Source organism: Ruegeria atlantica (assembly GCF_947495585.1).
Taxonomy (GTDB): Bacteria; Pseudomonadota; Alphaproteobacteria; order Rhodobacterales; family Rhodobacteraceae; genus Ruegeria; species Ruegeria atlantica_G.
Window position 1 is genome coordinate 1 of record NZ_CANLZK010000024.1, and the last position, 22,022, is coordinate 22,022.

The following is a 22,022-nucleotide window of genomic DNA, read 5'->3' on the forward strand; positions in this document are numbered from 1 at the left end:
AATTCGCCGAACTAGCCGGTTAACACCGATGCGATCGCTGAATTAGCTCGCCATGCTCAAAAGTTTGCAACAGAGCCGTCACCGATTATCATCTCCTGCATTCCGGCATAGTCCCGGCGCAGCGCAGCTTTCAGCTCAGGATTTGGTAGCAATCTTAAAGATCCGGGCTTGGCATGCTCGTAGTTGGCCCAGGCCGCTTTGAAGAAGACGGATTTATGGTGTGCAACCTGATCTAGCAAGTCGATCTGTTCGATAGCGCGAGGATGGGTCTCGTGTGTGATCAACTGGACCATATCATAATAATGGCGCGACATGCGGTCAGCCAGAGGTTTGGTGACGTCCTGATGATAGAGCATATGCAGGATCGTTGCTTTTTCCCAAAATGTGCGCTCAACGCCCAAGACCTTCACATCAACGTCGCCCGAGCTCAGCAGGTCTGGAAAGGCCTGATTCACATATGGCGAAATCCTGCGAGACTCTGCTGGAAGGTGAACTCCACGGGCGCCAAATTCGAACCGCACCACCGGTTGGATGTAACCACTGGTCGCATTTGTCTTGGATGGGTAAGCGAAGAGCAGGGTTTGTTGATCATCAGGATCGACCGACAGGGAAAAGTCCTGGTCCAGCGCGGCGCCAAACTTGATTTTGGTTTCTTTCAGAAGCGGACCAGCGACTACTTTGGTGACCGTATCCTGAAGCTCCTGCAACAGTTGCTTTTGTTTTTTGCCGGAAAGGGCAGGGTGCTCGGGGTCACGTTCGCCCTCGAACCCAAGTTGCGCCCGGTCGAGGGACAGATCCACGTCTTCCGAGAACCGATGGATGATGTCGTAGGCTTTGGACAGCGATGTCCCACCTTTGAAGATCAAGTGAGCGCCAAAAGAGGGCAGGGCGAATAGATGTTTTAGTGACCAGCAGACCCAGAAATCCTTCTCGACGATTGCTTTGGACAGGCCAAGCTGGGCAGCCGTTTCCTGAAACGCTTCCTCACGGTTCTCTGGAGTATCGTTGGCAAACTGGTCCACGATCAGTTCCGCGCCACAATTTGCTGCACTACAGGGTGCATCCAGGCCGGCACATACCTGCTTTGTTTTGCGAGCAATTCCCGGTCCTTGCTATCCAGATTGCGCGCCAGCGTGTCGACAACCCGGCTATCCACCCGGTTCTTGCCGACATAGCGCAACGCCTGAAATACGGTGCCGGTTTTCTGGCCCGCACCAACTAGCGTTTTGGATGATGCATTCCGGAACTGGATGACTTGGCGACCAACTGTCTTGGTGCGGGTCGGGCCGTCGGTCATATAAATAGGCTTGGACGGCACCTGGGTTGACAGCCCCAACTGGTTGGCTGCCATGGCAGGGGAGGGCTGTAGAACCTGATTATCCTTACGCGCAATCGCTTTGGCAATGTCATCGGAAGACGGAGACAACAGCCCTAAACGGGCGCTCTTTCTTGGATAGTCGTAAAGCCCACGCGTCAACCGCCGGATCACCCCTTGATCCGCCAAACGCGACAATGCCTGATCCACGCTTGCGCGGGAGCCGATATCCAGAAAGTCCAGTGGCGCAAAGATTGCCCCCCGGCCTTTTCCGATGATGCGTTGTCTGATCGATGAAGTAATCATAGCTTTCTCCTTGTCAGAAAATATAGTACTTTTTTCTGACTTTCAAGTTATGGGAAAACCGAGGTGACTTTGTAAGTAGGGCGGAAACCGGTCGTTCGCTGCGGTGCAAAGAAAATGCTACACTACTGCAAAGCGGTCATTAAATCGGACAAACTGCTCAAAAGACCCGGATGATAGTGATCTATCAAAGTTCGCTTCATCTGTTCTCCCCGCATCGAATGAAGCCCGATTTTGTCTGTGGCAATAGGCCCATGGCCGGGCGCAAAAAAACCGACCCGTTTTCGCGAATCCAAATTGACTGGCTGCGACGGCGGGGAGTTTAGTAGTAAGCGATCTTTCAGGAAATGATTTCGGAGAAACGATACTCGTGTCGGAAGATCACAAAGCGTGAATGTCCAATGGATCGGAGAAGCCCTTGATCTGGGTTCCGCCAAATGTCTCCTGAATATCAACTCCGTCGAGCAGATCCAGGGTCTCTTGATCAACCAAAATCCGGCTTCCGGTGTTCTGGGTTTCCGCTTCCAATCGGGCTGCGAGATTTACCGCGGATCCGATACAGGTATAGGTCGCTCGGTTGTCAGTGCCGGCATAGCCCGCGACGACTTCGCCTGTGGCGATACCGATCCCGATCCTGAGATTCCGTTCTCCATCCGCGAGCCGGTCCTGATTCAGCATCTCTATCATGCTATGCATTTCATGCCCCGCAGCTACTGCACATTGCGCAGTATTGTTCAGAGGTTGTGGAACACCGAAGAGAGCCATCAACCCGTCACCCAGCATCAGGCTGACAATGCCGCCATTGCTGGTCACCGCCTCGAACATCAACGTGTAGAAGGTGTTGAGCAGATCAATTGTTGCCTCGGGCGCGAGGTTTTCCGAAAGGGCTGTGAAACCGCGAATGTCGCAAAAAAGAACCGTTGCGTTTGCACGTTTGCCACCGATGGCAAAGCCAGACTCTTGCTTCGCCGAATCTTAGAACCGCTGACTCCCACGACCGTCAACCCGAGTGATTAGACGTTTTGCTCAGATAATCCCTGGTTACAGGCACAACCATCTGACCTCGGCTTAACTGAAACTGAAATACAACCAAGCCCTGTTCCGAAAAGGCCATCTCGGATACGATCAGATAGTATCGCCACATTCGCAGAAACCGATCATCGTAGAGGTCGCGGATCGATTTCAGATTGGCCTCGAACTTTTCCTGCCAACATTGAAGCGTTCGCGCGTAGTGCCCGCGCCAGACTTCAACATCTGTGGTCACCAAGTCCTGCTTTTCAATCTCCTTCATGGCTTCGGACATTGATGGTGCATATCCGCCGGGAAAAATGTATTTGTGAATCCATGGCGACGTTCGACCGGGTGGGGTGGATCGACCGATTGTATGCACCAATGCGACGCCATCCGGTTTCAGATTCTCACGCAGCTTGCGAAAAAAAGTTGGATATTGGGGCCGACCAACATGCTCCATCATTCCGACCACAACGATACGGTCAAATTCTTCGTTGACGTCCCGATAGTCGATCAGGCGGAATTCCACCATATTCCCGACACCTGCCGCTTCGGCTCTGCTTTTTGCATATTCCAACTGCACTTTGGACAAGGTCACACCAACCACCTTCGCTCCATAGTCTCGCGCCAAGGTAATTGACATGCCGCCCCAACCACAGCCGATATCCATCACTGTCATTCCTGGTTCGATTAAGAGCTTCTTGGCTATGTGCGCCTTCTTTGCTTCCTGTGCCTCTTCGATGCTTTGCCCCGGGTCTGAGAAATAGGCGCAGGTATATTGAAGGTCCTGGTCAAGAAAAAGTTCATAGAGATCAGCGGAAAGGTCATAATGATGTTCGACATTTCTGCGCGCGATATGAACGGGATTATACTGTGCGATACGTCTAAGTGACTTGCGCAGCCCTGTGACCGACGTGCCGTAACGCCCACCACCATAGTTGTTTGCATTGCGCACAATTAGCGAAACAAAGCCGCGTAAATCGTTTTGCGAAACTGTGAGAGTTTCATCCATATAGGCTTCGCCCAAGGCGAGATCGCCGTTCATTACCAATTTGCGCGGAAGCGCTTTGTCGTGAAGGGTTATGGCCGAACTGGGCCCTTTTCCGCGGCCATAGGTGCTGCAACGCCCATCCGGCCAAGTCACCGCAAGCTCACCTTCTTGTATGATCTTGGTCAAAAGGCGGTCAAGCAATGACACCCACAATGTGACGTCCTCCAATGCTTCCACGATTAGACTACACTCCATGGCAATCGCACAAGTTGAAGAAGCATGTTATGTCCGCTTAAGCGCGCAGATCGGTCGGTCATGCGCGTAGATAATGCCACATTGAATAGGTAGGTTCCCAAATACTCTCCGATGATCGCCGCGCGAGCATAATTGAAAAGGCGCCCTGCGCTGAATTCCTGGCGCATGGACTGGACTTAATTGCGTGTTCGCGGCAATTGGATGCGCCTTTATCGAACTGTCGACAAAGCAGGGAACACCCATGATTTCGTGCTGCCTGAGCGATGGAACGGTCCCGCAGCAACCAAGTTCTTTGCCAAAGCGTTGTCGTCAATCGGAAGCCCAGGCAAATCGTAATCGATAAGAACGGAGCCTACGCAGCAGGTATTCAAGAAGTGAACAGGAACCTGAGGCGAATTGGTTGCCCGGCTAAAGTTCAGACAATAAAGCCGAAACTCCTGAATAATCTGATCGAGCAAGAACATCAGTTCATAATACAGCGTGTTCGGCGCATGAGTGTGTTCAAACCCTTCGCATCCGCGTCCGCTAAGCTGGATGGCATCGAAGTCGTCCATATGATCCGAATGAAGCAGTTCTCTAGCGCTACAACTTCGGGCTTTCGGTTGTTTGCTGTGATCGCTGGACAAATGTGTCCAGCATGTCGCTAACTCTGGCCGTTCTAAAAGTTTGCAACACAACCGTTCAGCACCCGAAAGAGCGACGGATGCAGATAGTTTTCGAGTGAGAGGACTGTTTTCGCTTGTTTTTATTGGGTCATCCAAGTGCGGCGAAAATTTCATGAGAAAATTCGCCGTGAAGCTGCTTTCAATCAGTCCAACATGCAGAAAATTCTGCAACGATGGTTGAATTCATCGGGCCCAATTTTGGTCCTGATGAATTCACGCAACAGGAACGGCCCATGATGTCTGACCCAACAGAGTTTGCAGGAATGGCGGCACTCTCGACCAGTGAGGCACCGTCGCTCTCCTTTAATTGCTTCCGGAACGCCATGTCACGAGGGTATTACGCGCCGCGGCGACGGCTCACGAAAACGCTCCAACAATAGGATTGGAAACAAAACGCCATCAGGCCGTTGCTGATTTGATTAACGCGATCATAGTCACCAAAAACACGGTTCGATTTTTGTGACACCGCGCGGTAGTGGTTTGGCTCCCCGACCTTTGAAGTGGATCCGAAAAAGAAACCGCCACCGCTCCCGCCCGAATTAAACTCGCCCGATCAGCACGCCTCCGTCCAGTGCTGTTCTGCTCGGCAAACCTTAACAAAGAGCGCTTCGAGGCCATTCACTCGACGTCGCCTTTTCGACGAAGACGAAAAGACCATGGACCAGTCGGTCTTTTCCGACGCGGCAGACCATCATCCAATCCTTGTCTCAGGGAGTTCCCGACATGTCCGCCAAAGACGTCAAATTCAGTGCTGATGCGCGCAGCCGAATGCTAACAGGGATCAACATGCTGGCGAACACCGTCAGGATCACTCTTGGTCCAAAAGGTCGTAACGTCATTTTGGACAGATCCCACGGTGCCCCGCGTATCACCAAGGATGGCGTTACTGTTGCCAAAGAATTCGAGCTTCCGGATCACTTTGAAAACATGGGAGCCCAGATGGTGAAGGAAGTCGCGTCCCGCACCAACGAAGAGGCTGGCGACGGCACAACCACTGCTACCGTTCTGGCTCAGGCGATCGTCAAGGAAGGGATGAAGGCCGTTGCCGCTGGCATGAACCCGATGGATCTGAAGCGAGGTATTGAACAAGCCGTCAGGGTCGTCGTCGCAAAGATCAAGGACCTGTCCCGACCGGTTGGCGACAGTGCTGAAATTGCGAAAGTAGGGGCCATCTCCGCCAACGGAGATGTAGCGATTGGCCGTCAGATCGCCCATGCGATGGCTGCGGTCGGCACTGAAGGCGTAATCACGGTTGAAGAGAGCAGGGGATTGGACACCGAAACCGAAGTGGTCGAAGGTATGAATTTCGATCGCGGTTACCTTAGCCCATATTTCATAACAAATCTGGTCAAGATGAGCGTAGAGCTGGAAGACTGCGTTATCCTGTTCCACGAGAGCAAGTTGTCGTCTCTTGCCGACATGGTGCCGTTGCTCGAAGCAGTAATGGAAGCCGAAAAGCAGCTTCTGGTTGTTGCCGAGGACGTGGAGGGCGATGCGCTGGCCATGCTTGTGGTCAACAAGCTTCGCGGCGGATTGAAAGTTGCCGCTGTGAAGGCGCCTGGGTTTGGGGATAACCGCAGGGAGATGCTGGAGGATCTCGCGATCCTGACGGGCGGTCAAGTGATCTCGACCGATTTGGGGACCAAGCTTGAAACCGTCACGCTGGACATGCTCGGTGCCGCAAAGAAAGTCGTCATCTCAAAGGATGATACGACCGTCATTGATGGCGCTGGCGACAAATCAGCAATCACTTCACGGGTCGCCCAGATTCGCTCCCAAATCGAAGATACGACGTCCGACTACGAACGGAAAAAGCTGCAGAGTCGTCTTGCTAAACTGACAGGCGGGGTCGCCATCATCCGGGTCGGAGGGGCCACGGAGATTGAGGTAACGGAACGCAAAGACCGGGTTGACGACGCGTTGAACGCCACTCGCGCGGCGGTTCAGGAAGGTGTTGTTCCAGGCGGTGGTGTTGCGCTGCTCCATTCAGACAAAGCGCTTGCGACCCTTAAAGGTGCCAACTCCGACCAGGATGCCGGCATCAGGATCGTCCGGCGATCAATCCAGGCACCGCTGCGCCAGATTGTCGAAAATGCCGGCGTGGACGGATCGGTCGTCGCGGCAAAGATCATCGAAAGCGAAAACCCATCCTTCGGGTTCGACGCTCAAACGGAAACTTATGTCGACATGCTGACAGCGGGGATCATTGACCCCACCAAAGTTGTCCGGGTTGCTCTGGAAGATGCGGCGTCGATTGCAAGCCTTCTGATCACAACCGAGGCGATGGTCGCACAAAAACCCAACAGGTCTGGAACTGCATCAGATTTGGGACCCTTGAGGGCGTGACGCAGGTCTTTTGACCCAACGACGGGACCACCTCAATGCAGTCGGTCGATCTGTAACATGCAAACGTATTGAGAGAAACCAACCTGAAAGGAACTCAGATGTCGAAAGGTGACAAGAGGCGCGGCAACCGCGAAGTTAAAAAGCCAAAGAAAGCAAAGGAAAAAATCGTGGCGACGGCCGACTTCTCAAAGGGTCAGAAGCCGGTCAAGATAGGGAGTAAGAAAAAGTAATTTTCTTAGTCGCAGGACGAAGATTGCAACCAAGGCGGAGCGTGCAGGATTCGCAATTTGGTTTCCGAAGTTTCTGATCTATACCCGGATTGATTCATAACTCACTATAACGATGCGTTCGGTTTCGTCCCAGAGCGCGAGGCTTGTGAAGCGCAAGCTATCGCGGAGAGTGATGCGCCGGGTGTTGGCAAGGACGTCATGACCTCGAAGGACTTCCGGAAGACGATAGAACGGGATGCGGCTGGCCAGATGATGAACATGGTGAACTCCGACTTTCCGGGCGATCCAGCTCAGCATTCCGGGCAGTGCATAGTGTGAACTGCCTTCAAGCGCCGCATCCTGAATGCTCCAATCATTTTCCCGCTGCCAACTGGTATCCTCGAACTGGTGCTGCAGGTAAAAGAACCACATGCCAGCAATTGCAGCGAGGAGCATGGTCGGCAGAAACACGAACAACAGGACGTACAAGTACCAGGCCGCGTGATCTAAGATCGGCGCGAGAAGTTACCGCTGACAATAATCTCGTTGATTAATTTGGCGACTGCCGAATGGGTTTCTAGCTCAAATTCCGAACCATTGGCACACTCGTGGGTCACGGCAGCATCGCGCAAAACCCCGACGATCTCACGTTCCTGAAGAAGATTGAGATCGTTTAAGGCAAGTAGAAGAGCCTCGCAGATCGAGAGTGCAGCCATGCCTGCGGGATCTTGGTGGTCTGACATTGGGGTCATTCCTTTTAAAGTCATTGGATTCGTGACCAGGCGAGGTGGTGATGGTTTTTCTATTGTCACATGAGTTTTGGTATTTTGGACTGATCGAAAGTAGCCTCAATACCAAATTCTTCGTAGAGTCTTTGCAGGCTCGGGGAAATCCAACGATGAACACCAACACCAGCCCACTAACACAGAAACTCTCGGCATTTGTTGCCTTGGCAGAGGCGGAACTGGCCGTTTTGGAACAATTGCACCAGCGGAGGAGAACCTTTGAGGCTGGCCGTGATCTTGTTCATCAGGGACAATCGGAACAGGCTGCCTATATCCTCGCCGCAGGCTGGGTTGTTTCATATAAGATTCAGCCTGACGGATCACGCCAAATCGTCGATTTCCAGATTCCAGGGGATTTCCTTGGGCTACGCAGCGTTTTGCTGCACACGTCAGACCATGGCATTGAGCCGATTGTTGAAATCGAAGCCGCCGAGGTTCTGGTGAGTGATCTTTTGCAAGCCTTCGCAGAGACACCTCGGCTTGCCACTGCAATTTTATGGGCCGTGTCACGCGACGAAGCGATGGTTGTCGAACATCTTGTCGGGCTTGGGCGGCGTGATGCGGATGCGCGCATGGCACATTTCCTACTGGAACTTGGAGTCAGGCTGTCGCTTGTGGGGATGGGCAGCAAGAAAGGCTATGCCTGCCCGCTCACACAGTACCATCTTGCCGATGCACTGGGATTGAGCGCCATTCACGTCAACCGCGTCCTGCGCAAACTCAGGGAGGACGAGTTGGTTACATTTAGGGATGGGTTTGTGACGTTCAATAACTATGAGGGTCTGGTTAAACTGGCGGATTTCGATCCAGCGTATCTGGATCAGAAGCGGCCGCTTCTGGCCTGATTGGGCCCACAATCTGGTTTTGGACGATCCTGCTTACATCTCCAACGCGTGACGTTACATCAGCGCCCGACTGGCTTCCTTGAGTTCCTTGTGAGCCTCTTCGTCATTTTCTGCTTCGTGGGCACTTTCAGCGGCCTGATAGTGTTTCAATGCCGTCGCCTTTTTGGGGCCTTCAGGCGCTTTGTCCCAGGCGGCCTTGACGGAGGCCATGTGCTTGACGGTGTGGTTTTCCTGACTCTGGTCTTCATCATTCATTGGAATGTCCTTTCCTGGACGGTCCGAGAATAAGAAGCACGAGACTCATACAGCCCTATTGGGGAGCTCCATGTTCCCCGCGCCCCTCAGGTACTCAAAAAAAATGCCAACCAAATACACAGCGGACACATGTCACCTAACGGGTTTCAGAGCGCCTTCGTACTGACGCAGGTTAGCCCGCTTGAGCCAGATAAAAGATCCGCGCAAGTATCAGAGCGCCCATGAGTGAAATCAGCATCCAATAGATCGGGATCCGGGGGCCGGTATACTTTATTGTCTCGGGCAATTTCGAAACGCGATGCGACACCCGCTTAGGTAACAAGGCCACCAACTTTGTCGCCACACTGCCGCTCGCATGATCAAGCGTGGGTACATCTCTGACTGTTGAAAGATGTGCTTTCAGCCGGGCATGCGCTGCATCTCGGCCCAGAAGTGTAAGCTCACGAGCCTCGGTCCAAGGCTCGAGCCCGAGACGCGCAAGGGCTGACAAAACCGTGACTGTTGCACCGGTTTTGTCTTCACCCACTTCTGCAAGCAGGAAAGGGTCGTAGTCGGAGCCGTCCGGGCGAAGAACATCTGATACAGACATGATTTTTCCTTTCGGACTGGGGGAGCGGCGCTTGACAAAAATCGTTGGGACAAAGATACCGATCAACGCGTTGGATACTGCATTCAATATTGCTTGATTGCTGTAAGGCGCAATGACTTGCATCTGCCAGGATGCGCCACCTTCTAGCCCCGATTGTCGGGGGTGAGGTAGTTGCACACATCCTGACAGTAAAGAACCTGATGGGTACTAACTTCGATCAGCATAAAGCCCGTGGGTTGGGAATAATGTAGCCCTAAGTGCTGTGACTTGACGGGGCATCTGGACTGATGCGGCCGACCATGGTCGGTGCCGGAAATCCAGCGATCAATTCAACGGAGGTATGGGATGCTCACGCGTTCGATCAGGTCAAAGGTGACGTTCACCAATGCCTTCAGGTTGGGAAACAGCGACATCGTGTTTCCGGCTGGTGCGTATGAAATTCTCTTCGAGGAGGAGTTGCTGCAAGGCGTCAGCTTTGAGGCTTACCGACGCACCGCGACCTACCTGATGGTCAGGGGTCGAGGGAGTCATGTCGGTCAAACAACGATGCACATGACAACACAAAAGGATCTGGAGCACGCCATTGCCTGCGACTAGGCCCGTTGTGAAACAATTCAACATAGCGAAGCGGCGCTTTCTCCGCTGGAGGACTTGATATGACCAATCCTGAATGGCTGAAACCTGGTATGTATGGCGCGCTGCTCGGCGCGGTGTTTGTCGGCGTCGTTGGATTTTCTTGGGGCGGCTGGATGACTGGCGGAAGCGCGAACAAGTTGGCAAGTGAAATGGCGCGGGACCAGGTGATCGCGGCGCTCGTGCCAATTTGCCACGACATGTCCCGCACGGACAATCAGCGTTTAGCAAAGCTCGCAACGATCCAGGCTGCCACGTCGTACAAGCGACGCGACGCCGTGATGGATGCGGGTTGGGCAACCATGCCTGGTTCCGATTCTCCGAACCGCGATCTCGCCAAAGCGTGCATAGAAGGGCTGAACCTTGATGCATCTTAATATGATTGCGTCAAGGCCGCCCTCGTCAATTCACACTGGTTTGCTACGGTAAGTGGGATGTTTGTATTGCAACTGGAAAGCGACCATGGAACCTGTTCGACCCTTGATGTTAGAAAGTGGGATACCGATGCAAGCAGTCTGAAATTTCCCTCAGGTACAATCTACCGCGGCGCAACAAGCGATCACACCGGCTCAGCCAAACTCACCGGGCCCGTCAGGCGCGAAATGAAAATAGGCATGAACTACAACGCTCTTATGGGGGCAATAAACGCGCCGGATGTCGCGAGAATTCGACTATGCAAGGAAAACTTGCCAAAACTAACGGGGATAGCGAAGCCTGCCTAAATTTGAAGTTGTTGTAACTTCTCAAATAGCGCTCCGCGGTCCGATACCGAGCGTCATGTGCTGATTTGCTTGGCAACGCGCCGTAGTAAATCGGCCCTTCAAACCCCATATACTGATAGGCTACGTGCGAATTTTCGGGTCTGACCGACGCACCGAGGTCTCAGTGGAAAATCCGAAATCGATTGGGATCAAGTCTTTCAATGACCTGGCTATTAGGTCTGCCGTCCTGCTGAACCGTCGAATAAGGAAACCGACAATCAGGGCGGCAAAGACCGGTTCAGCCAATCTCGAAAAACCCCGAGAGTCGCGCCGGAACGGGCTGGCGAGCCCTACCTGGCCCTTAATCGAAAGGACCACCGCAATGGATGACCAATTCAGCAAGACCATCGCAGTTTTCGACTGGCCATTCACAGTGCCCGGTTTTGCAGAAACGCTCCCCGCCGGCGAGTATGAAATCGAGACCGAACTCGCCTCGCCTCCGGATCACCAAGACCCTGAAGCTTGGAAGGCCTCGGTTGTTGTCCACCTGCATCCACGCATTTCCCATCCGGGATTAACCCGGAGCCTAACCGTTTCATTAATTGATCTCGACAATGCCCGCGCGAAGGACAAGCTTTCAGGAAGAGAGCTGTCTGATGTTTTTCTGGAAGAAATGCTGGCAGACCCAATGGTGCAGCTTGTGATGCAGGCCGACGGGGTATCTGAGGCCCAATTGCGCCATCTTTACTCGGGATCGCGGACAACGCGGGAGAATATCGATCTCGTTAACCAAAGTCCCAAAGACGAGACCCCGCAAGTTTTTTCGCAGGACAGCTCTGAAATTCAGAACGCCGAAAATGAAGGGATGCCATGCCAACAGGCCACTTCGCTTGTACCTGAATGAAGTTGAAGAAGCGAATGCCTGAGTCAATGGAAAGCGAGGAACTGATGCAAAAGAAGAAGGAATTCATCGTCTCGGACCCGCCAAAGCGTGCGCTTGCAGATGCGCCCAAGGAACGGTTCTGCTTGCGCTGCAAATCCTCTTTCTGGAGCGAAGGTTTTGGCGAACGCATCTGTTCCCGCTGCAAGGCCACCTCTGCTTGGCGCGCGGCCGTGCCGGAAGGCGTCAGTCAAGGTCGCCGCTCTGGTGGCCGGTCGTGACAGATCCCTTGTTTGTTTTTAGGGCTGCCTGCCGTTGTTGTCCGAGATAATGCGAAAGCTCTCTGCGTCCGCGGTGCCGACCTATCACAACGCACGGGTCTCGCCCGCGCAGCGAATGGCCGGTATGATGAAGCTGCGTTGCGGCGTGTCCTGACCCGATGAATGGCAGGTTTGGGCCGCAATGGCAGGAACCCTTCCAAGGTCAGGAATGAACGGGGTTCGCCGGGACGTGGTGGGCTCTAGTCAAACCACCATCTAATTGGCAGCCACGTGGGCAAGATCACGCAGAAATTTGGCACTTTGGTCGTCGGCCGGAAAAAACAGCTCAATCTTCAAATCGTCCAGCGTGACATCCGTGACCGTGCTGAATTGCGCAATGGTTCCAAACAGGGAAAGCCGCTGACCACCAAAGCGGTAGATCGTAGAAATTGTCGGCCCGATCACCGCGTCACTTCGGGCGTGCCCCTGTTGCGACAACGTGCGCGCTGCGGCGTCCAGTGCGGGTATGCCGCCTGCGTTGGCGCTTTCAGCGCGCAGCCGCAACATCGTGTGATGCGCGACCTCGGGCCAGTTTTCGACAAGCTCAGGCATCAACGGGCTGGTCAGCAGATCCAGCAGGCTTTGCCCCTCGCCGATCCCCAGTGGCTTGAACAGCTTTTGGGCACCGCTGTTGAGCATTACAACCGTCCAGAGCCGGTCCAACACCATTCCAGGGTAAGGCGCATGTTGCTGCAGAGTCCATTCGACCGCGTCCCGAATGGGCGACATCGCCGCGTCATCAATCGGAGTTGCCGCAAAACGCGGCGCGAATCCTTCGGCGCGCATCATCTGATTTCGAGTGTCGACCGGAAGGTTCATGACCTCGGACAGATGAAGGATCATGTCCGGGCTCGGCCGGGACCGCCCGGTTTCAAGAAATGAGATATGTCGCGCACTGACCTCGGCTTCGACTGCAAGGTCCAGCTGGCTCATCCTGCGTCGCTTTCGCCACTCTTTCAGCATGCCGGGATAGGGTGTCATGACCTGAGTTTAGCAAGGGTCCTAACAGAATTCACCTACCTCCGAGGTAATTGATTTGCGTCCGCCGCAAGCTGCATGAAGGGCGCATATCGAAAGGAGAAGCTCATGACCCAACAACAATCAGCAATGCGAATTTCAGGCGGTGTTCTTGCTGCAACCGGGGCGCTTTTTGCGCTGGCCGCGTTTCAGTTTCTTCATCCCGTTGCGTATATCTTTCTGCAAATCGCGTATTGGCCAATTCACGATGTTCCCGCGGAACTGATGGTTCCGTCGCCTTTACTGCTGGTGATCACTGGAGGCCTGACGGTTGGCTTGGGAGGAATGCAATGGGCGCTGGGAACATACGTTGCCCCGGTATCGGCGGTGGCCGCGACCAAGACCGCTCAGATTACGGCATGGTCCTGGTTTTGCGTCGACAGTTCAGGCTCCATTTTGGTAGGGGCGCCCTTCAACGTCGTACTAAACCTGTCCTTTCTGGTCCTGATCCTGTTGTCTTGCCGACCCGGCACGGCAAGCAAACACGCAACATCATGACGTGAAGTGGAATTTATTGGGTTTGAAAAGAAGGACTGGCTTTTCCAGAAAACCTTCGTAGGTCGATGCGACTTCAACGGCAGTTTTTTACATCGGACATGCTGGTGTTCTCGACGGCGCTGCCGCTTTCGACACTTGGCCTGAGCCGTTCATGAATGGACAGGACTTCCTCTTCCAGTTTGGCCAGCTTTTCTTCGGACCAGCCGGCTTGGTCTTCGCAAGTTGCAGGACGAGTGTGAAATGATCTCTCTGGCGGCCTTGAACACACGTCAAAAGGAACTGTATGCAACAGGGTTCATTTATCGCGCGGAATGAGGATACGCATCACTCCGCACACGGCGTAATAGTCAAGAGCAAGGGCAGCTTAATGCCCTTGCTTGGTCGGTTCGTTAAAAGGGGAACCGGTAATGCGAGGGAGGTGGGTGTTCAACCTCCGGCGGAAGGCCGACGTCCTTTCTCAGGTGAGCCGGCAACTCGGCTCTTCCGCGCAGAACAGGCCGTTCCACGCTGGGTCGATGGGCGAAGATTGCCGCTAGCCGCAGTAAGAGGCCACGCGACCGGCTGATTGGAATGTAAAGTGATAAGCTTGGCATTGTTCTCTCCATGAAATGATGGAAAGCCGCCACATGAGGAAAACACAAAAAAGGCCGCTCACGAGGCGGCCTTCAGATCGGAAACCTGTCAGACCGCTTTAACGGGCTACTGCGACTACCGCGCGAAGCATTGAAGTCTGACAATTCATCATATCTGATCTCTCCTGTATCAGGGTTTCCAACTCCGTGTGCTACCAGACGAGTGATTTCAATTCAACAACCCATACATGTATTGGTCGAATTCCGCCGGATAGCCAGCTCACAAGCGTTGGGAATAAACCTACGTATTGTTCTATTTGCAACCAGTGGCGACGGCGGCGGCATTTGTCATTTCGCGAACTCTGCGTTCGCAGCGAACGGCGGCTGTGCGGGCTCAAGCGCAGCATATTGACCAATCAGTGATGGGCAGGAATGGGCCGCCTCCCAACAAGTTGCGGAAAAAAATCACGGTATCACCTTAGATATCAGCGTTATCGCTCAGATTGTACCAAGTTGATTACGCCAATTCGCCGGCCATCGATTTCAGGTGGCGCATGTCGGTACCGCAGCATCCTCCAAATACTTGAATCGATGGATTCTGCTGCGCAATCGCGGCAATCTGTTTACCAAGCTCAATTGGATCGCCTTCGTCCAGTTCATCTGCTTCGTCAAGTTCCGCATGCGAGCAGCTCGAAGCGTTCGCCACCATGCCTCTAAGTCGTGGGTGGTTGCCAAGCGCTCCGGCGAAATGGGTAGGATGAGCGCAGTTGACCATAAAAAACAGCGCCGCTGCGTCGGTTGCCCCGTCGATATGGTCAATTCCGTCCACAAGTTTGGTTCCATCTGCCAGGCACCCGTCTGTCTCAACAACCAGAGACATGATGATCGGCAGATCAGCGTCTCGGGCGGCGAGGATGCATCCCGCTGCCTCGCTTGGGCGGTTGAATGTATAAGCGGTGACCAGGTCGACACTTGTGTCTTTCAGGCTGTGCATTTGAGCGGCGTGGTATTGACGTGCATCTTCGACGGGTACCGGCGGAATGTTGGCGTAAGGATCATAACGCGGGCCAATACATGCTGACACCAGTACATCATCGCGAGTGGCAGCTTGGCGCACGCCCTCGACTAGACTGACCGCATCCTTGTTCACCTCAACGAGCCGTTCTGCATCGTACCCCAAGGGCCCTGCTCGGTCGGCGTTCGCCATCCATGTGGGCGCATCAAGGATGCATCCGACACTCATTTCACCGGCGAGATCGACAAGTGCCTGCATTTGACCAGCCAGTATTGCCCTGGTGTCAGGTTCTTCCAGCAATGGAAACGACGCGAAACCGGGTAGCTCAACCCCATGATTAAATATCAGGTCTGTGCCAGTGCCAGCATAAACTAGAAAGGTCTTGTCACCTTCGAGTGGGAACTGTCGCGCCATTCTGATCCACGCCTATTGCTGTCAAATCTTCATAGAAATCTATATTGTCTTGGGTCTCCTGTGAACCTTAGGGCGACGACAGGGTGTCTTCCCTGAGCATGACCTCATCTGGCCGGGCAACTGGCAACCGCAGCGAAATTCTTTTTCTGCGGGCTGCACCGCAGCGTCATCAAGCCCTTGCCGATGCCCGATTTGGTCCGCCATCAATTGGCTGGAACCGCGTAACCCCGTACAACATTAGTGGTGGGTCCGCAGAGTTATTGCTGATTGTAAATGCTTTGAAGGCCCTTAAGATGAGTGGCATTCTTTGGAGAACCAGATGAGAGTCCTACGGATTAGCCTGCTTTTGGCGACACTCGGTGTTCCCGCCAGTGCTGACGAGCAACGCATCGAAATCAACAATGTCTACCCTCTAAATCAAGAGAACTTTGACCTTGGGGATCACATTTTTCACCTAACAGACAATCGGGGTGGTTTCGAAGTAATTGAGGGTCCAATGGATGATGGGCCTGCCAGATGTTTGGGTTCTGGATTTGGATTTGAAGACGGCACCAACTCAATCAATGGAATATGCGTTTTCGGTGAAGGTGATGACACTTTTATCATGCGATGGAAGGCCGGGGAAAAAGGCGAGGCAAACACTTGGGAAATCGTCACCGGGACGGGGCGCTACGAAGGAATGACTGGCAGCGGCATAGCGACAACAGATATCGCCTCAGCATACCAAGCGCTGCCCCTGAGGCGAACTCATATTGTCGGAACCGTGGAAATCCCGGACTAAGACGGCAGCGGATCTAGTATCTGTCCAGTTTCGATTGGTCTCGAACTAAATTGGTCTTAAGTGGCTTTTGCAACTAGGTCTCAATCCTTCCGGGATCACTTGCCTTAGTGCGGCGTACGTCCGCTTAGTCCCGCGAAATGTGAGTTCGTGTATCGTCCGCCAGCAACTCAAACCATCATCTCAATGGAGTAAAAGCCGCTGATGCACTAACAATCTTTTTGGATCAGTCAGGTGAGGCTGCTCAGCAAAGTTGAATTCTGCACCACCGCCGTCTCAAAAAAGCCCTTTCCGTAATATGGTACGGTCAGACATCGGGAGGGACCCAGATATGCTCGAAAAGGTAACAATCGCATTGTCCATGTTTCTGATTTCGGGGCAGGCCTTTGCGCTTGATTGCGGCGAAGTATCCAATCCCTGCAAAATAGACACCGGTGAATACCACATCGCCCTACCAGATGAATGGCGGGGCGGGCCGGTCGTGATGCACTTGCATGGTTATGGCGGGTCCGGAGCAAAGGTACTTAAAAACAAGCAGTTCGTCGAAGCATTCACCGCGCGGGGTTATGCGTTTGTGGCACCGACCGCATTGCCATGGCTGGAAGGAAAACCTGCTGACTGGTCGGTTAGGGATGGGTGGATTACCTATCCCCGCTCTGATGTCAGGTTTCTCCGTGACGTGCTGGCGGATCTCGTGACCCGTGCAAACGTAAACCCGGACCAGGTGCTGCTGACAGGGTTCTCACGAGGTGGTTCCATGGTGTGGGAAGTTGCGTGCCTCGCGCCTGACCTGGTGCGTGGCTATGCCCCTGCGTCCGGTGGCTTCTGGCTTCCCATGACCGAGGAGTGTCTTGGCCCCGTTCATATGCTTCATACTCACGGTTTTGCTGACAAGGTTGTGCCGCTTGAGGGCAGATCAATACACAATGAAGAGTTCGATATCACCATTACCCAGGCCGATGTCTGGGAGGGTCTTGCGTTGTGGCGCCGAAGAAACGAATGCCAACACAACGCGACAGAAAACGAAGTGACGGCCAATCTTTGGCGCAAACGGTGGGAATGCGAACACGGTAGTCTTGAACTCTTTTTGCACGACGGTGGGCACGGCTACCCAAAAGAATGGGGCACGATGGCGCTCGACTGGTTCGAAAGCCTGGAAAACTGACGAAACAACGAAATCGCAATGGTCGTATTCATTCAGTCTAAATCGGCCCATTGGTTCTGAAGTCACTCCGTGCTGGGCAAATCTTACCAATCCTTAAAGAAAACTGCCCAGATAGCAGCAATGATGGCACCGGTACCGGCAGCGAACACCAATGCGATTGCGCTGAAGCACAAACGCGGTTGGCTGGAGCAGTGGATAATCGAAAAATGAATTCTTATCTGGCCTCTAAGCAAACTATCCGCTGCAATCGATATAGCAAAAAAGGGTAAGTGACAGCGCACTGGATCCCCCCATAGTCGTTGCCATTGCTCATCCTCAGTCCATGCCAACGGTAAACCGGTTACGACGAACAGAGTTGCGAAGAGCCACATCAAATACGTAAAAATCATCGACCCGGCGACCGCACGCCCTGGTCAATCCAGTAATTGACCAAAGCGGATTCCGCAAATTCACCGAGATCAGGATGGTCGCTGAAAAAGTACAGAAACCTCAACACGGCCTCTTTCTGTGCAGGCGTCAATTGGTTGAACTTGGACTTCCTGAACTCATGCAGCATTTCTTTCGATGTGCCGGGGTCGAGTGCAAGTAGGATGCTTTCACTGGCATATTCCCGGCTGTCTGAATTTAGCAGCGTCCAAATCAGATATGCGGGCAAGTAGTACTGAAAGGCTTTGGCGCTGAAAGCCGTGGGGGCAGCGTAATTGTATATGATCATTTGATCGGTCATCTCGTGCCATTTGACCCCGCCGTAGAATTCAAGAATATCCACGTCATCCATACATTCGGGGTGAAGAAGTTCACCATCAGCAGGTGGATCAAGGCCGTCAAATGCAGCAATGATCCGGGTTGCAAGATCTTCGGTTGTTGTCGCTACCTTTGGCATGGTGACATATTAAACTGGCTGAAACCCCGAAATCGAGTGATTGCGATGGACACCGGACAAAGGCTCTTTCAGGATATCGTTCGAAGTTCAGCAGCGGAGATGAAGAAGCCACTTTGGGGCAGCACAATAGGGATGTATGTGTAGAAATGTATTGAGGAAGTCGGGTGTCCCTAGTGTGTTACAAAGAGCGCCCTTGATCGATTTGGGAAAAAGATGATGAGCGGCGTTTCTGAAACCTACCAAGGAATCTGCTACTGCGGCGCATGTAGTGTTTCTACCACCGGTAAGCCGATGATCATGGCTTATTGTCATTGCCACTCTTGTAGAAAGTGGCATTCAGCGCCGGTCAATGCTTGGTGTCTCTGGTCGGCAGACAAGGTCTCATTGTCAGGGCCGACGGTTCAATCGGACAAGAATGATGAGAGCCATCGTGTTTCCTGTGGTAAATGCGGTGGTGCATTGGTGAATATCAAACCTGGTAAGGACATCGTCGCGGTTTACGCGATGTCGCTGGCCGAATCCGATTTGAGCTTTGAGCCGACCTTTCACATCTTCTATGGCGAACGTGTTTTCGACATGGCCGATGGCCTGCCGAAGTGGAAGACGGTTCCGACATCGTTTGGTGGGGATGGGGTCGTTGTGCCCGAACCGGACAAAACCGGTTGGATTCCATTGAACCCGCGAGCCCAAGGGTGAAACGCAAACTCACTTCGATCTTGGCAGCCGACATTGTAGGCTTTTCGCTGCTTGTGGAATCCGCCGAGGAAGCCACGCTCGCGCGTCAGAAAGAACTGCGCCTATCCGTGCTCGACCCCGGCATCGAGCAGGCTGGGGGTAAGATCATTAAGTCGACCGGCGATGGATTTCTGGCCGAGTTTTCAAGCGTGGTGGAAGCGGTGCGGTTCGCGATTTCGGCACAAGAAGCGATGCGCGCAGAGGAAGAATCCGTGCCTCAAGATCGGCAGATCAGTTACCGCATGGGCGTTCATCTGGGCGACGTGGTTGTCGATGACGGCGACATTTATGGCGACGGTGTGAATCTCGCGGCTCGCTTAGAAGGCGCAGCCCCGACCGGCGGGATCTGCATCTCCGCTGCCGTCCGTGACCAGATCGTTGGCGTAATGGACGGGCTGTTCACGGATGTGGGCGAGTTGACGCTGAAGAACATCTCGCGCCCGATCCGCGCCTTTGTCTGGCCTCCCGACCATGGCGGTGCATTGAACAGTGTCACCACGCCGTCCATCGGGGTTACATCCAAAAAACCAACGATAGCCCTCGCCGCATTCGAAACCCTTGGCAACAATGACGATGCCAAGATGCTGGCCGAAGCTTGCAATCACACGGTAGAGGCGGCGCTTGCCAATCTTACAGGGTTGGATCTGATCGCACTCGAGGCGGGCCCGGACCATATCGCCACGGCGGTGTTTCATGCCTCCGGCAATCAGGTCCGCGCCACCCTTAAGCTGCGCGAGACGGGTACATCGGCAACCTATCTGACCCAGCGGATGAACGGTGATCTTTCCGACCCCTTCTTGGCAGAAGATCTGTTGTCAGGGGAAATCGCGACAACCATCCGATACGGGATTCTGCAACGAATTGCTGAGCGCGCGGCTGAGACAGAGACAAACGATCCTGAGGCAATGCTGAACCTTGCAGGGCATTACATGATGGGATCGCAGCCTGAAGAATGGGAGGCGGCGGGACGTCTGCTGGACAGGATCCTGACGGTCCAGCCACGCAATTTTATGGCCGTTGGGATGAAGGCGAACACGTTGATCGGCGAATTGGTATGGGGTTACCGTCCGATACGCACGGAGGATATCGAAGCGGCCGACGCCGGGTTGAGCAAGGCGGTGTCGTTGAATGACCAAAGCGACTACGTGCACCTGATCCGGGGGATTTTTCATTACGGTATTACCGGCGATTTGGATGCAGCGGTGCGGTGTGTTGAACGTGGGTTCGAAATCAGTCCGCAGTTTGCCCAGGGGCATATGGTACTTGGCTGGATCCAGAACTTGATGGGCCAACCAGAGCTTGCGCTGAAGTCTATCAAAAAGGGCTCGTTTTCTCTGGCCAAGAACCGGATATATCACCGTGTCCCACAAGCGTTAGCCCAGACCTATCTGATTATGGGTGATTTCGAGAATGCCATCGCCAACGCCAATCGAGCGCTGCAAAACTCGCCGGGATTACCAGTCGCTCAATTGTATCTTGCCAGCGCGGCTGGTCAGGCTGGTCTATCTGATCAAGGAGAAAGGGCGCGGGATGCCCTATTGGCATCAGATCCGGACTTCCGGATTAGCGGCCTGCGCAGTTTCCATTTTCAGGATCCCACACGGTGGGACGCAATCCTGGATGGGCTTCGTGCAGTGGGGCTGCCTGAATAGAAGCTCAGGCAAGAGAGAACTCGACAGAGAGCGCACGCTGAGCGAACTCGCTCGTTTTGTTGCCGCTTTGAACGACGGCATTCAGATCGCGTCCCGTGCTCATGCCAGCGAAGAGGAACTGCGCAGCATCGCGCGGATGGCGGGGGACACTTTTTTACCAACCTACGGGAACCCAAGGCCCAGGATGATCCTGTAACGGAGCTTCAGAAAAAGACCCACCATTCACGATACGTGTTATCGTTCGCTTGCATGGGTTCTAAAACCCAAATGCCATGTTGGGGGGTCTTTTATGAAAACTGATATTACGGTGGTGGGGTTGGGAGCCATGGGATCGGCATTGGCAACCGCGCTCATGGATGCGGGGCGTAACGTGACCGTCTGGAACCGTTCACCACACAAAATGATGCCGTTGCAGGAAAGAGGCGCACAGGGAGCCTCTGATTTGAGTGAAGCTATATCTGCAAGTCCAAAAACGGTGATCTGCCTTCTCAACTACTCAACGACAAATGCTCTCTTTGAAACTCCAATAGTTTCGAAAGCAGTTGCCGGACGTAATATTATTCAGCTCGGCACATCATCCCCGCAGGAATCCGAGGACAGTAAAGCGCAATTCAATGAGTGGGGCGCCAGTTACCTTGATGGCACCATTATGTGTTGGCCCGGAAATATTGGAAAGCCATCGGGGCGGATCGCGGTCGCTGGGGATAGTACCGCATTTTCAAAATGCGATGTTGATCTCAATGTACTCGCTGGCGACATGCGCTATCTGGGTTCAAATGTGCGTTCTGCTGCGACCTTGGAACTTGCGTTTCTCTCGCGCCTTCTTGGTATTATCTTTGGGAGCATTCACGGCGCATTGGTATGCGAGGCTGAAGGAGTGCCTGTGTCAGAGTTCACCTCCATACTGCCGCCCGGGGACAGAGCAATTCCGCTGACCGAAACGATCCACGCAGGTTCATTCGACAAGATTTCAGGAGGTGGAGCATCAGTCGATGTCGCAGGCGAGGCGGTTACTGGATTGTACGATCACGCTATTTCTATGGGTATTAACAGCGAACTCCCGACGCTGATGCATGAGTGGGTTAGGCGAGCGCAGGACGCTGGTTTTGGAAGCCAGGAGACTGCGGCCGTTATCAAAATCCTCAGAAAGCGCTGAAGCGACAACAATACTGTAATCAAACACCTAAATT

The 22,022-nt window shown here is 53.6% G+C and carries 27 protein-coding genes; 16 read left to right on the plus strand and 11 right to left on the minus strand.

Features of this window, described 5'->3' with window-relative positions; genetic code table 11:
* Positions 1–56: 56 nt before the first annotated feature.
* The 4 genes from QMP16_RS22455 to QMP16_RS22470 form a co-directional block, all read right to left on the minus strand.
* On the minus strand, positions 57–1,022 hold the full coding sequence (locus tag QMP16_RS22455; RefSeq protein ID WP_282154221.1) for a nucleotidyl transferase AbiEii/AbiGii toxin family protein: 966 nt from the start codon (positions 1,020–1,022) through the stop codon (positions 57–59).
* Between the two features lie 2 nt (positions 1,023–1,024).
* A complete protein-coding gene (locus QMP16_RS22460) occupies positions 1,025–1,621 on the minus strand; it encodes a DUF6088 family protein (protein WP_282154222.1) in 597 nt (198 codons plus the stop codon).
* Between the two features lie 378 nt (positions 1,622–1,999).
* Positions 2,000–2,563, minus strand: coding sequence for an adenylate/guanylate cyclase domain-containing protein (locus QMP16_RS22465; RefSeq protein WP_282154250.1), 564 nt, complete (start codon positions 2,561–2,563; stop codon positions 2,000–2,002).
* 55 nt (positions 2,564–2,618) lie between these two features.
* A complete protein-coding gene (locus tag QMP16_RS22470; protein WP_282154223.1) occupies positions 2,619–3,857 on the minus strand; it encodes a cyclopropane-fatty-acyl-phospholipid synthase family protein in 1,239 nt (412 codons plus the stop codon).
* 219 nt (positions 3,858–4,076) lie between these two features.
* Here QMP16_RS22470 and QMP16_RS23715 point away from each other — a divergent pair, with 219 nt between their 5' ends.
* The 4 genes from QMP16_RS23715 (at position 4,077) to QMP16_RS22485 (ending at position 7,116) form a co-directional block, all read left to right on the plus strand.
* Positions 4,077–4,211 carry a hypothetical protein gene (locus QMP16_RS23715; protein WP_366140806.1) on the plus strand — a complete coding sequence of 45 codons (135 nt, stop codon included), beginning with the start codon at positions 4,077–4,079 and terminating at the stop codon, positions 4,209–4,211.
* Positions 4,212–4,240: 29 nt separating this feature from the next.
* Positions 4,241–4,522: a DDE-type integrase/transposase/recombinase gene (locus QMP16_RS23720; RefSeq protein WP_432653432.1), complete on the plus strand. Its 282-nt coding sequence runs from the start codon at positions 4,241–4,243 to the stop codon at positions 4,520–4,522.
* Positions 4,523–5,263: 741 nt separating this feature from the next.
* The gene (gene groL / locus QMP16_RS22480) at positions 5,264–6,886 is read left to right on the plus strand and encodes a chaperonin GroEL (RefSeq protein WP_282154225.1); all 1,623 of its coding nucleotides are present in this window, start codon (positions 5,264–5,266) and stop codon (positions 6,884–6,886) included.
* A 98-nt stretch (positions 6,887–6,984) separates the two neighbouring features.
* Complete coding sequence (locus QMP16_RS22485; protein WP_268952749.1) at positions 6,985–7,116, plus strand: hypothetical protein; 132 nt, start codon at positions 6,985–6,987, stop codon at positions 7,114–7,116.
* Between the two features lie 78 nt (positions 7,117–7,194).
* On the opposite strand, the gene QMP16_RS22490 is transcribed toward QMP16_RS22485, so the two are convergent.
* Positions 7,195–7,584: a fatty acid desaturase gene (locus QMP16_RS22490; RefSeq protein WP_282121191.1), complete on the minus strand. Its 390-nt coding sequence runs from the start codon at positions 7,582–7,584 to the stop codon at positions 7,195–7,197.
* 17 nt (positions 7,585–7,601) lie between these two features.
* Positions 7,602–7,838, minus strand: coding sequence for a hypothetical protein (locus QMP16_RS22495; protein WP_282154226.1), 237 nt, complete (start codon positions 7,836–7,838; stop codon positions 7,602–7,604).
* A gap of 155 nt (positions 7,839–7,993) precedes the next feature.
* Between QMP16_RS22495 and QMP16_RS22500 the strand changes: the two genes are divergently transcribed.
* Positions 7,994–8,725 (plus strand): Crp/Fnr family transcriptional regulator, encoded by a 732-nt coding sequence (locus tag QMP16_RS22500; RefSeq protein WP_282121189.1) that lies wholly within the window; start codon positions 7,994–7,996, stop codon positions 8,723–8,725.
* Positions 8,726–8,779: 54 nt separating this feature from the next.
* Here the strand turns inward: QMP16_RS22500 and QMP16_RS22505 are convergent, their stop codons facing one another.
* Together QMP16_RS22505 and QMP16_RS22510 are read right to left on the minus strand one after the other, a co-directional pair.
* Positions 8,780–8,980 carry a hypothetical protein gene (locus tag QMP16_RS22505; protein WP_113789405.1) on the minus strand — a complete coding sequence of 67 codons (201 nt, stop codon included), beginning with the start codon at positions 8,978–8,980 and terminating at the stop codon, positions 8,780–8,782.
* 172 nt (positions 8,981–9,152) lie between these two features.
* The gene (locus QMP16_RS22510; protein ID WP_282154227.1) at positions 9,153–9,692 is read right to left on the minus strand and encodes a hypothetical protein; all 540 of its coding nucleotides are present in this window, start codon (positions 9,690–9,692) and stop codon (positions 9,153–9,155) included.
* A 222-nt stretch (positions 9,693–9,914) separates the two neighbouring features.
* Between QMP16_RS22510 and QMP16_RS22515 the strand changes: the two genes are divergently transcribed.
* From QMP16_RS22515 to QMP16_RS22530, 4 genes are all read left to right on the plus strand, one after another.
* Entirely contained in the window at positions 9,915–10,166 is a 252-nt protein-coding gene (locus QMP16_RS22515) for a hypothetical protein (RefSeq protein ID WP_282121187.1), read from the plus strand.
* A 59-nt stretch (positions 10,167–10,225) separates the two neighbouring features.
* A complete protein-coding gene (locus QMP16_RS22520) occupies positions 10,226–10,579 on the plus strand; it encodes a hypothetical protein (protein WP_176865328.1) in 354 nt (117 codons plus the stop codon).
* 706 nt (positions 10,580–11,285) lie between these two features.
* Entirely contained in the window at positions 11,286–11,807 is a 522-nt protein-coding gene (locus tag QMP16_RS22525) for a hypothetical protein (protein ID WP_282154228.1), read from the plus strand.
* Entirely contained in the window at positions 11,804–12,064 is a 261-nt protein-coding gene (locus QMP16_RS22530; protein WP_282154229.1) for a hypothetical protein, read from the plus strand. Before QMP16_RS22525 ends, QMP16_RS22530 begins: the two co-directional genes overlap by 4 nt.
* A 255-nt stretch (positions 12,065–12,319) precedes the next feature.
* Here the strand turns inward: QMP16_RS22530 and QMP16_RS22535 are convergent, their stop codons facing one another.
* The gene (locus QMP16_RS22535) at positions 12,320–13,084 is read right to left on the minus strand and encodes a helix-turn-helix domain-containing protein (RefSeq protein ID WP_282154230.1); all 765 of its coding nucleotides are present in this window, start codon (positions 13,082–13,084) and stop codon (positions 12,320–12,322) included.
* 105 nt (positions 13,085–13,189) lie between these two features.
* Between QMP16_RS22535 and QMP16_RS22540 the strand changes: the two genes are divergently transcribed.
* Positions 13,190–13,618 (plus strand): hypothetical protein, encoded by a 429-nt coding sequence (locus QMP16_RS22540; protein WP_282154231.1) that lies wholly within the window; start codon positions 13,190–13,192, stop codon positions 13,616–13,618.
* Positions 13,619–14,707: 1,089 nt separating this feature from the next.
* On the opposite strand, the gene QMP16_RS22545 is transcribed toward QMP16_RS22540, so the two are convergent.
* A complete protein-coding gene (locus QMP16_RS22545; protein WP_282154232.1) occupies positions 14,708–15,619 on the minus strand; it encodes a homocysteine S-methyltransferase family protein in 912 nt (303 codons plus the stop codon).
* Between the two features lie 346 nt (positions 15,620–15,965).
* Between QMP16_RS22545 and QMP16_RS22550 the strand changes: the two genes are divergently transcribed.
* The gene (locus QMP16_RS22550) at positions 15,966–16,400 is read left to right on the plus strand and encodes a hypothetical protein (protein WP_282154233.1); all 435 of its coding nucleotides are present in this window, start codon (positions 15,966–15,968) and stop codon (positions 16,398–16,400) included.
* A 328-nt stretch (positions 16,401–16,728) separates the two neighbouring features.
* A complete protein-coding gene (locus QMP16_RS22555) occupies positions 16,729–17,562 on the plus strand; it encodes an alpha/beta hydrolase family esterase (RefSeq protein WP_282154234.1) in 834 nt (277 codons plus the stop codon).
* Between the two features lie 385 nt (positions 17,563–17,947).
* On the opposite strand, the gene QMP16_RS22560 is transcribed toward QMP16_RS22555, so the two are convergent.
* Positions 17,948–18,445, minus strand: a complete 498-nt coding sequence (locus QMP16_RS22560; protein ID WP_282154235.1) for a DUF6714 family protein — start codon at positions 18,443–18,445, stop codon at positions 17,948–17,950.
* A 297-nt stretch (positions 18,446–18,742) separates the two neighbouring features.
* Here QMP16_RS22560 and QMP16_RS22565 point away from each other — a divergent pair, with 297 nt between their 5' ends.
* The 4 genes from QMP16_RS22565 (at position 18,743) to QMP16_RS22580 (ending at position 21,988) form a co-directional block, all read left to right on the plus strand.
* Positions 18,743–19,141: a GFA family protein gene (locus QMP16_RS22565; RefSeq protein ID WP_282154251.1), complete on the plus strand. Its 399-nt coding sequence runs from the start codon at positions 18,743–18,745 to the stop codon at positions 19,139–19,141.
* A complete protein-coding gene (locus QMP16_RS22570; RefSeq protein WP_282154236.1) occupies positions 19,138–20,832 on the plus strand; it encodes an adenylate/guanylate cyclase domain-containing protein in 1,695 nt (564 codons plus the stop codon). The genes QMP16_RS22565 and QMP16_RS22570 overlap by 4 nt, the downstream gene beginning before the upstream one ends.
* Positions 20,801–21,028: a hypothetical protein gene (locus tag QMP16_RS22575; protein ID WP_282154237.1), complete on the plus strand. Its 228-nt coding sequence runs from the start codon at positions 20,801–20,803 to the stop codon at positions 21,026–21,028. Before QMP16_RS22570 ends, QMP16_RS22575 begins: the two co-directional genes overlap by 32 nt.
* Before the next feature lie 93 nt (positions 21,029–21,121).
* Entirely contained in the window at positions 21,122–21,988 is an 867-nt protein-coding gene (locus tag QMP16_RS22580) for an NAD(P)-binding domain-containing protein (RefSeq protein WP_282154238.1), read from the plus strand.
* Positions 21,989–22,022 lie beyond the last annotated feature (34 nt).

Excerpts from the sequence above, each read along its gene's own strand:
- QMP16_RS22460 (WP_282154222.1), bottom strand. The coding sequence starts at position 1,621 with ATGATTACTTCATCGATCAGACAACGCATCATCGGAAAAGGCCGGGGG.
- QMP16_RS23715 (WP_366140806.1), top strand. The coding sequence starts at position 4,077 with ATGCGCCTTTATCGAACTGTCGACAAAGCAGGGAACACCCATGATTTC.
- groL (WP_282154225.1), top strand. The coding sequence starts at position 5,264 with ATGTCCGCCAAAGACGTCAAATTCAGTGCTGATGCGCGCAGCCGAATG.
- QMP16_RS22485 (WP_268952749.1), top strand. The coding sequence starts at position 6,985 with ATGTCGAAAGGTGACAAGAGGCGCGGCAACCGCGAAGTTAAAAAGCCA.
- QMP16_RS22495 (WP_282154226.1), bottom strand. The coding sequence starts at position 7,838 with ATGTCAGACCACCAAGATCCCGCAGGCATGGCTGCACTCTCGATCTGC.
- QMP16_RS22500 (WP_282121189.1), top strand. The coding sequence starts at position 7,994 with ATGAACACCAACACCAGCCCACTAACACAGAAACTCTCGGCATTTGTT.
- QMP16_RS22505 (WP_113789405.1), bottom strand. The coding sequence starts at position 8,980 with ATGAATGATGAAGACCAGAGTCAGGAAAACCACACCGTCAAGCACATG.
- QMP16_RS22510 (WP_282154227.1), bottom strand. The coding sequence starts at position 9,692 with ATGCAAGTCATTGCGCCTTACAGCAATCAAGCAATATTGAATGCAGTA.
- QMP16_RS22515 (WP_282121187.1), top strand. The coding sequence starts at position 9,915 with ATGCTCACGCGTTCGATCAGGTCAAAGGTGACGTTCACCAATGCCTTC.
- QMP16_RS22520 (WP_176865328.1), top strand. The coding sequence starts at position 10,226 with ATGACCAATCCTGAATGGCTGAAACCTGGTATGTATGGCGCGCTGCTC.
- QMP16_RS22525 (WP_282154228.1), top strand. The coding sequence starts at position 11,286 with ATGGATGACCAATTCAGCAAGACCATCGCAGTTTTCGACTGGCCATTC.
- QMP16_RS22530 (WP_282154229.1), top strand. The coding sequence starts at position 11,804 with ATGAAGTTGAAGAAGCGAATGCCTGAGTCAATGGAAAGCGAGGAACTG.
- QMP16_RS22535 (WP_282154230.1), bottom strand. The coding sequence starts at position 13,084 with ATGACACCCTATCCCGGCATGCTGAAAGAGTGGCGAAAGCGACGCAGG.
- QMP16_RS22540 (WP_282154231.1), top strand. The coding sequence starts at position 13,190 with ATGACCCAACAACAATCAGCAATGCGAATTTCAGGCGGTGTTCTTGCT.
- QMP16_RS22545 (WP_282154232.1), bottom strand. The coding sequence starts at position 15,619 with ATGGCGCGACAGTTCCCACTCGAAGGTGACAAGACCTTTCTAGTTTAT.
- QMP16_RS22555 (WP_282154234.1), top strand. The coding sequence starts at position 16,729 with ATGCTCGAAAAGGTAACAATCGCATTGTCCATGTTTCTGATTTCGGGG.
- QMP16_RS22560 (WP_282154235.1), bottom strand. The coding sequence starts at position 18,445 with ATGCCAAAGGTAGCGACAACAACCGAAGATCTTGCAACCCGGATCATT.
- QMP16_RS22565 (WP_282154251.1), top strand. The coding sequence starts at position 18,743 with ATGGCTTATTGTCATTGCCACTCTTGTAGAAAGTGGCATTCAGCGCCG.
- QMP16_RS22575 (WP_282154237.1), top strand. The coding sequence starts at position 20,801 with ATGGGCTTCGTGCAGTGGGGCTGCCTGAATAGAAGCTCAGGCAAGAGA.
- QMP16_RS22580 (WP_282154238.1), top strand. The coding sequence starts at position 21,122 with ATGAAAACTGATATTACGGTGGTGGGGTTGGGAGCCATGGGATCGGCA.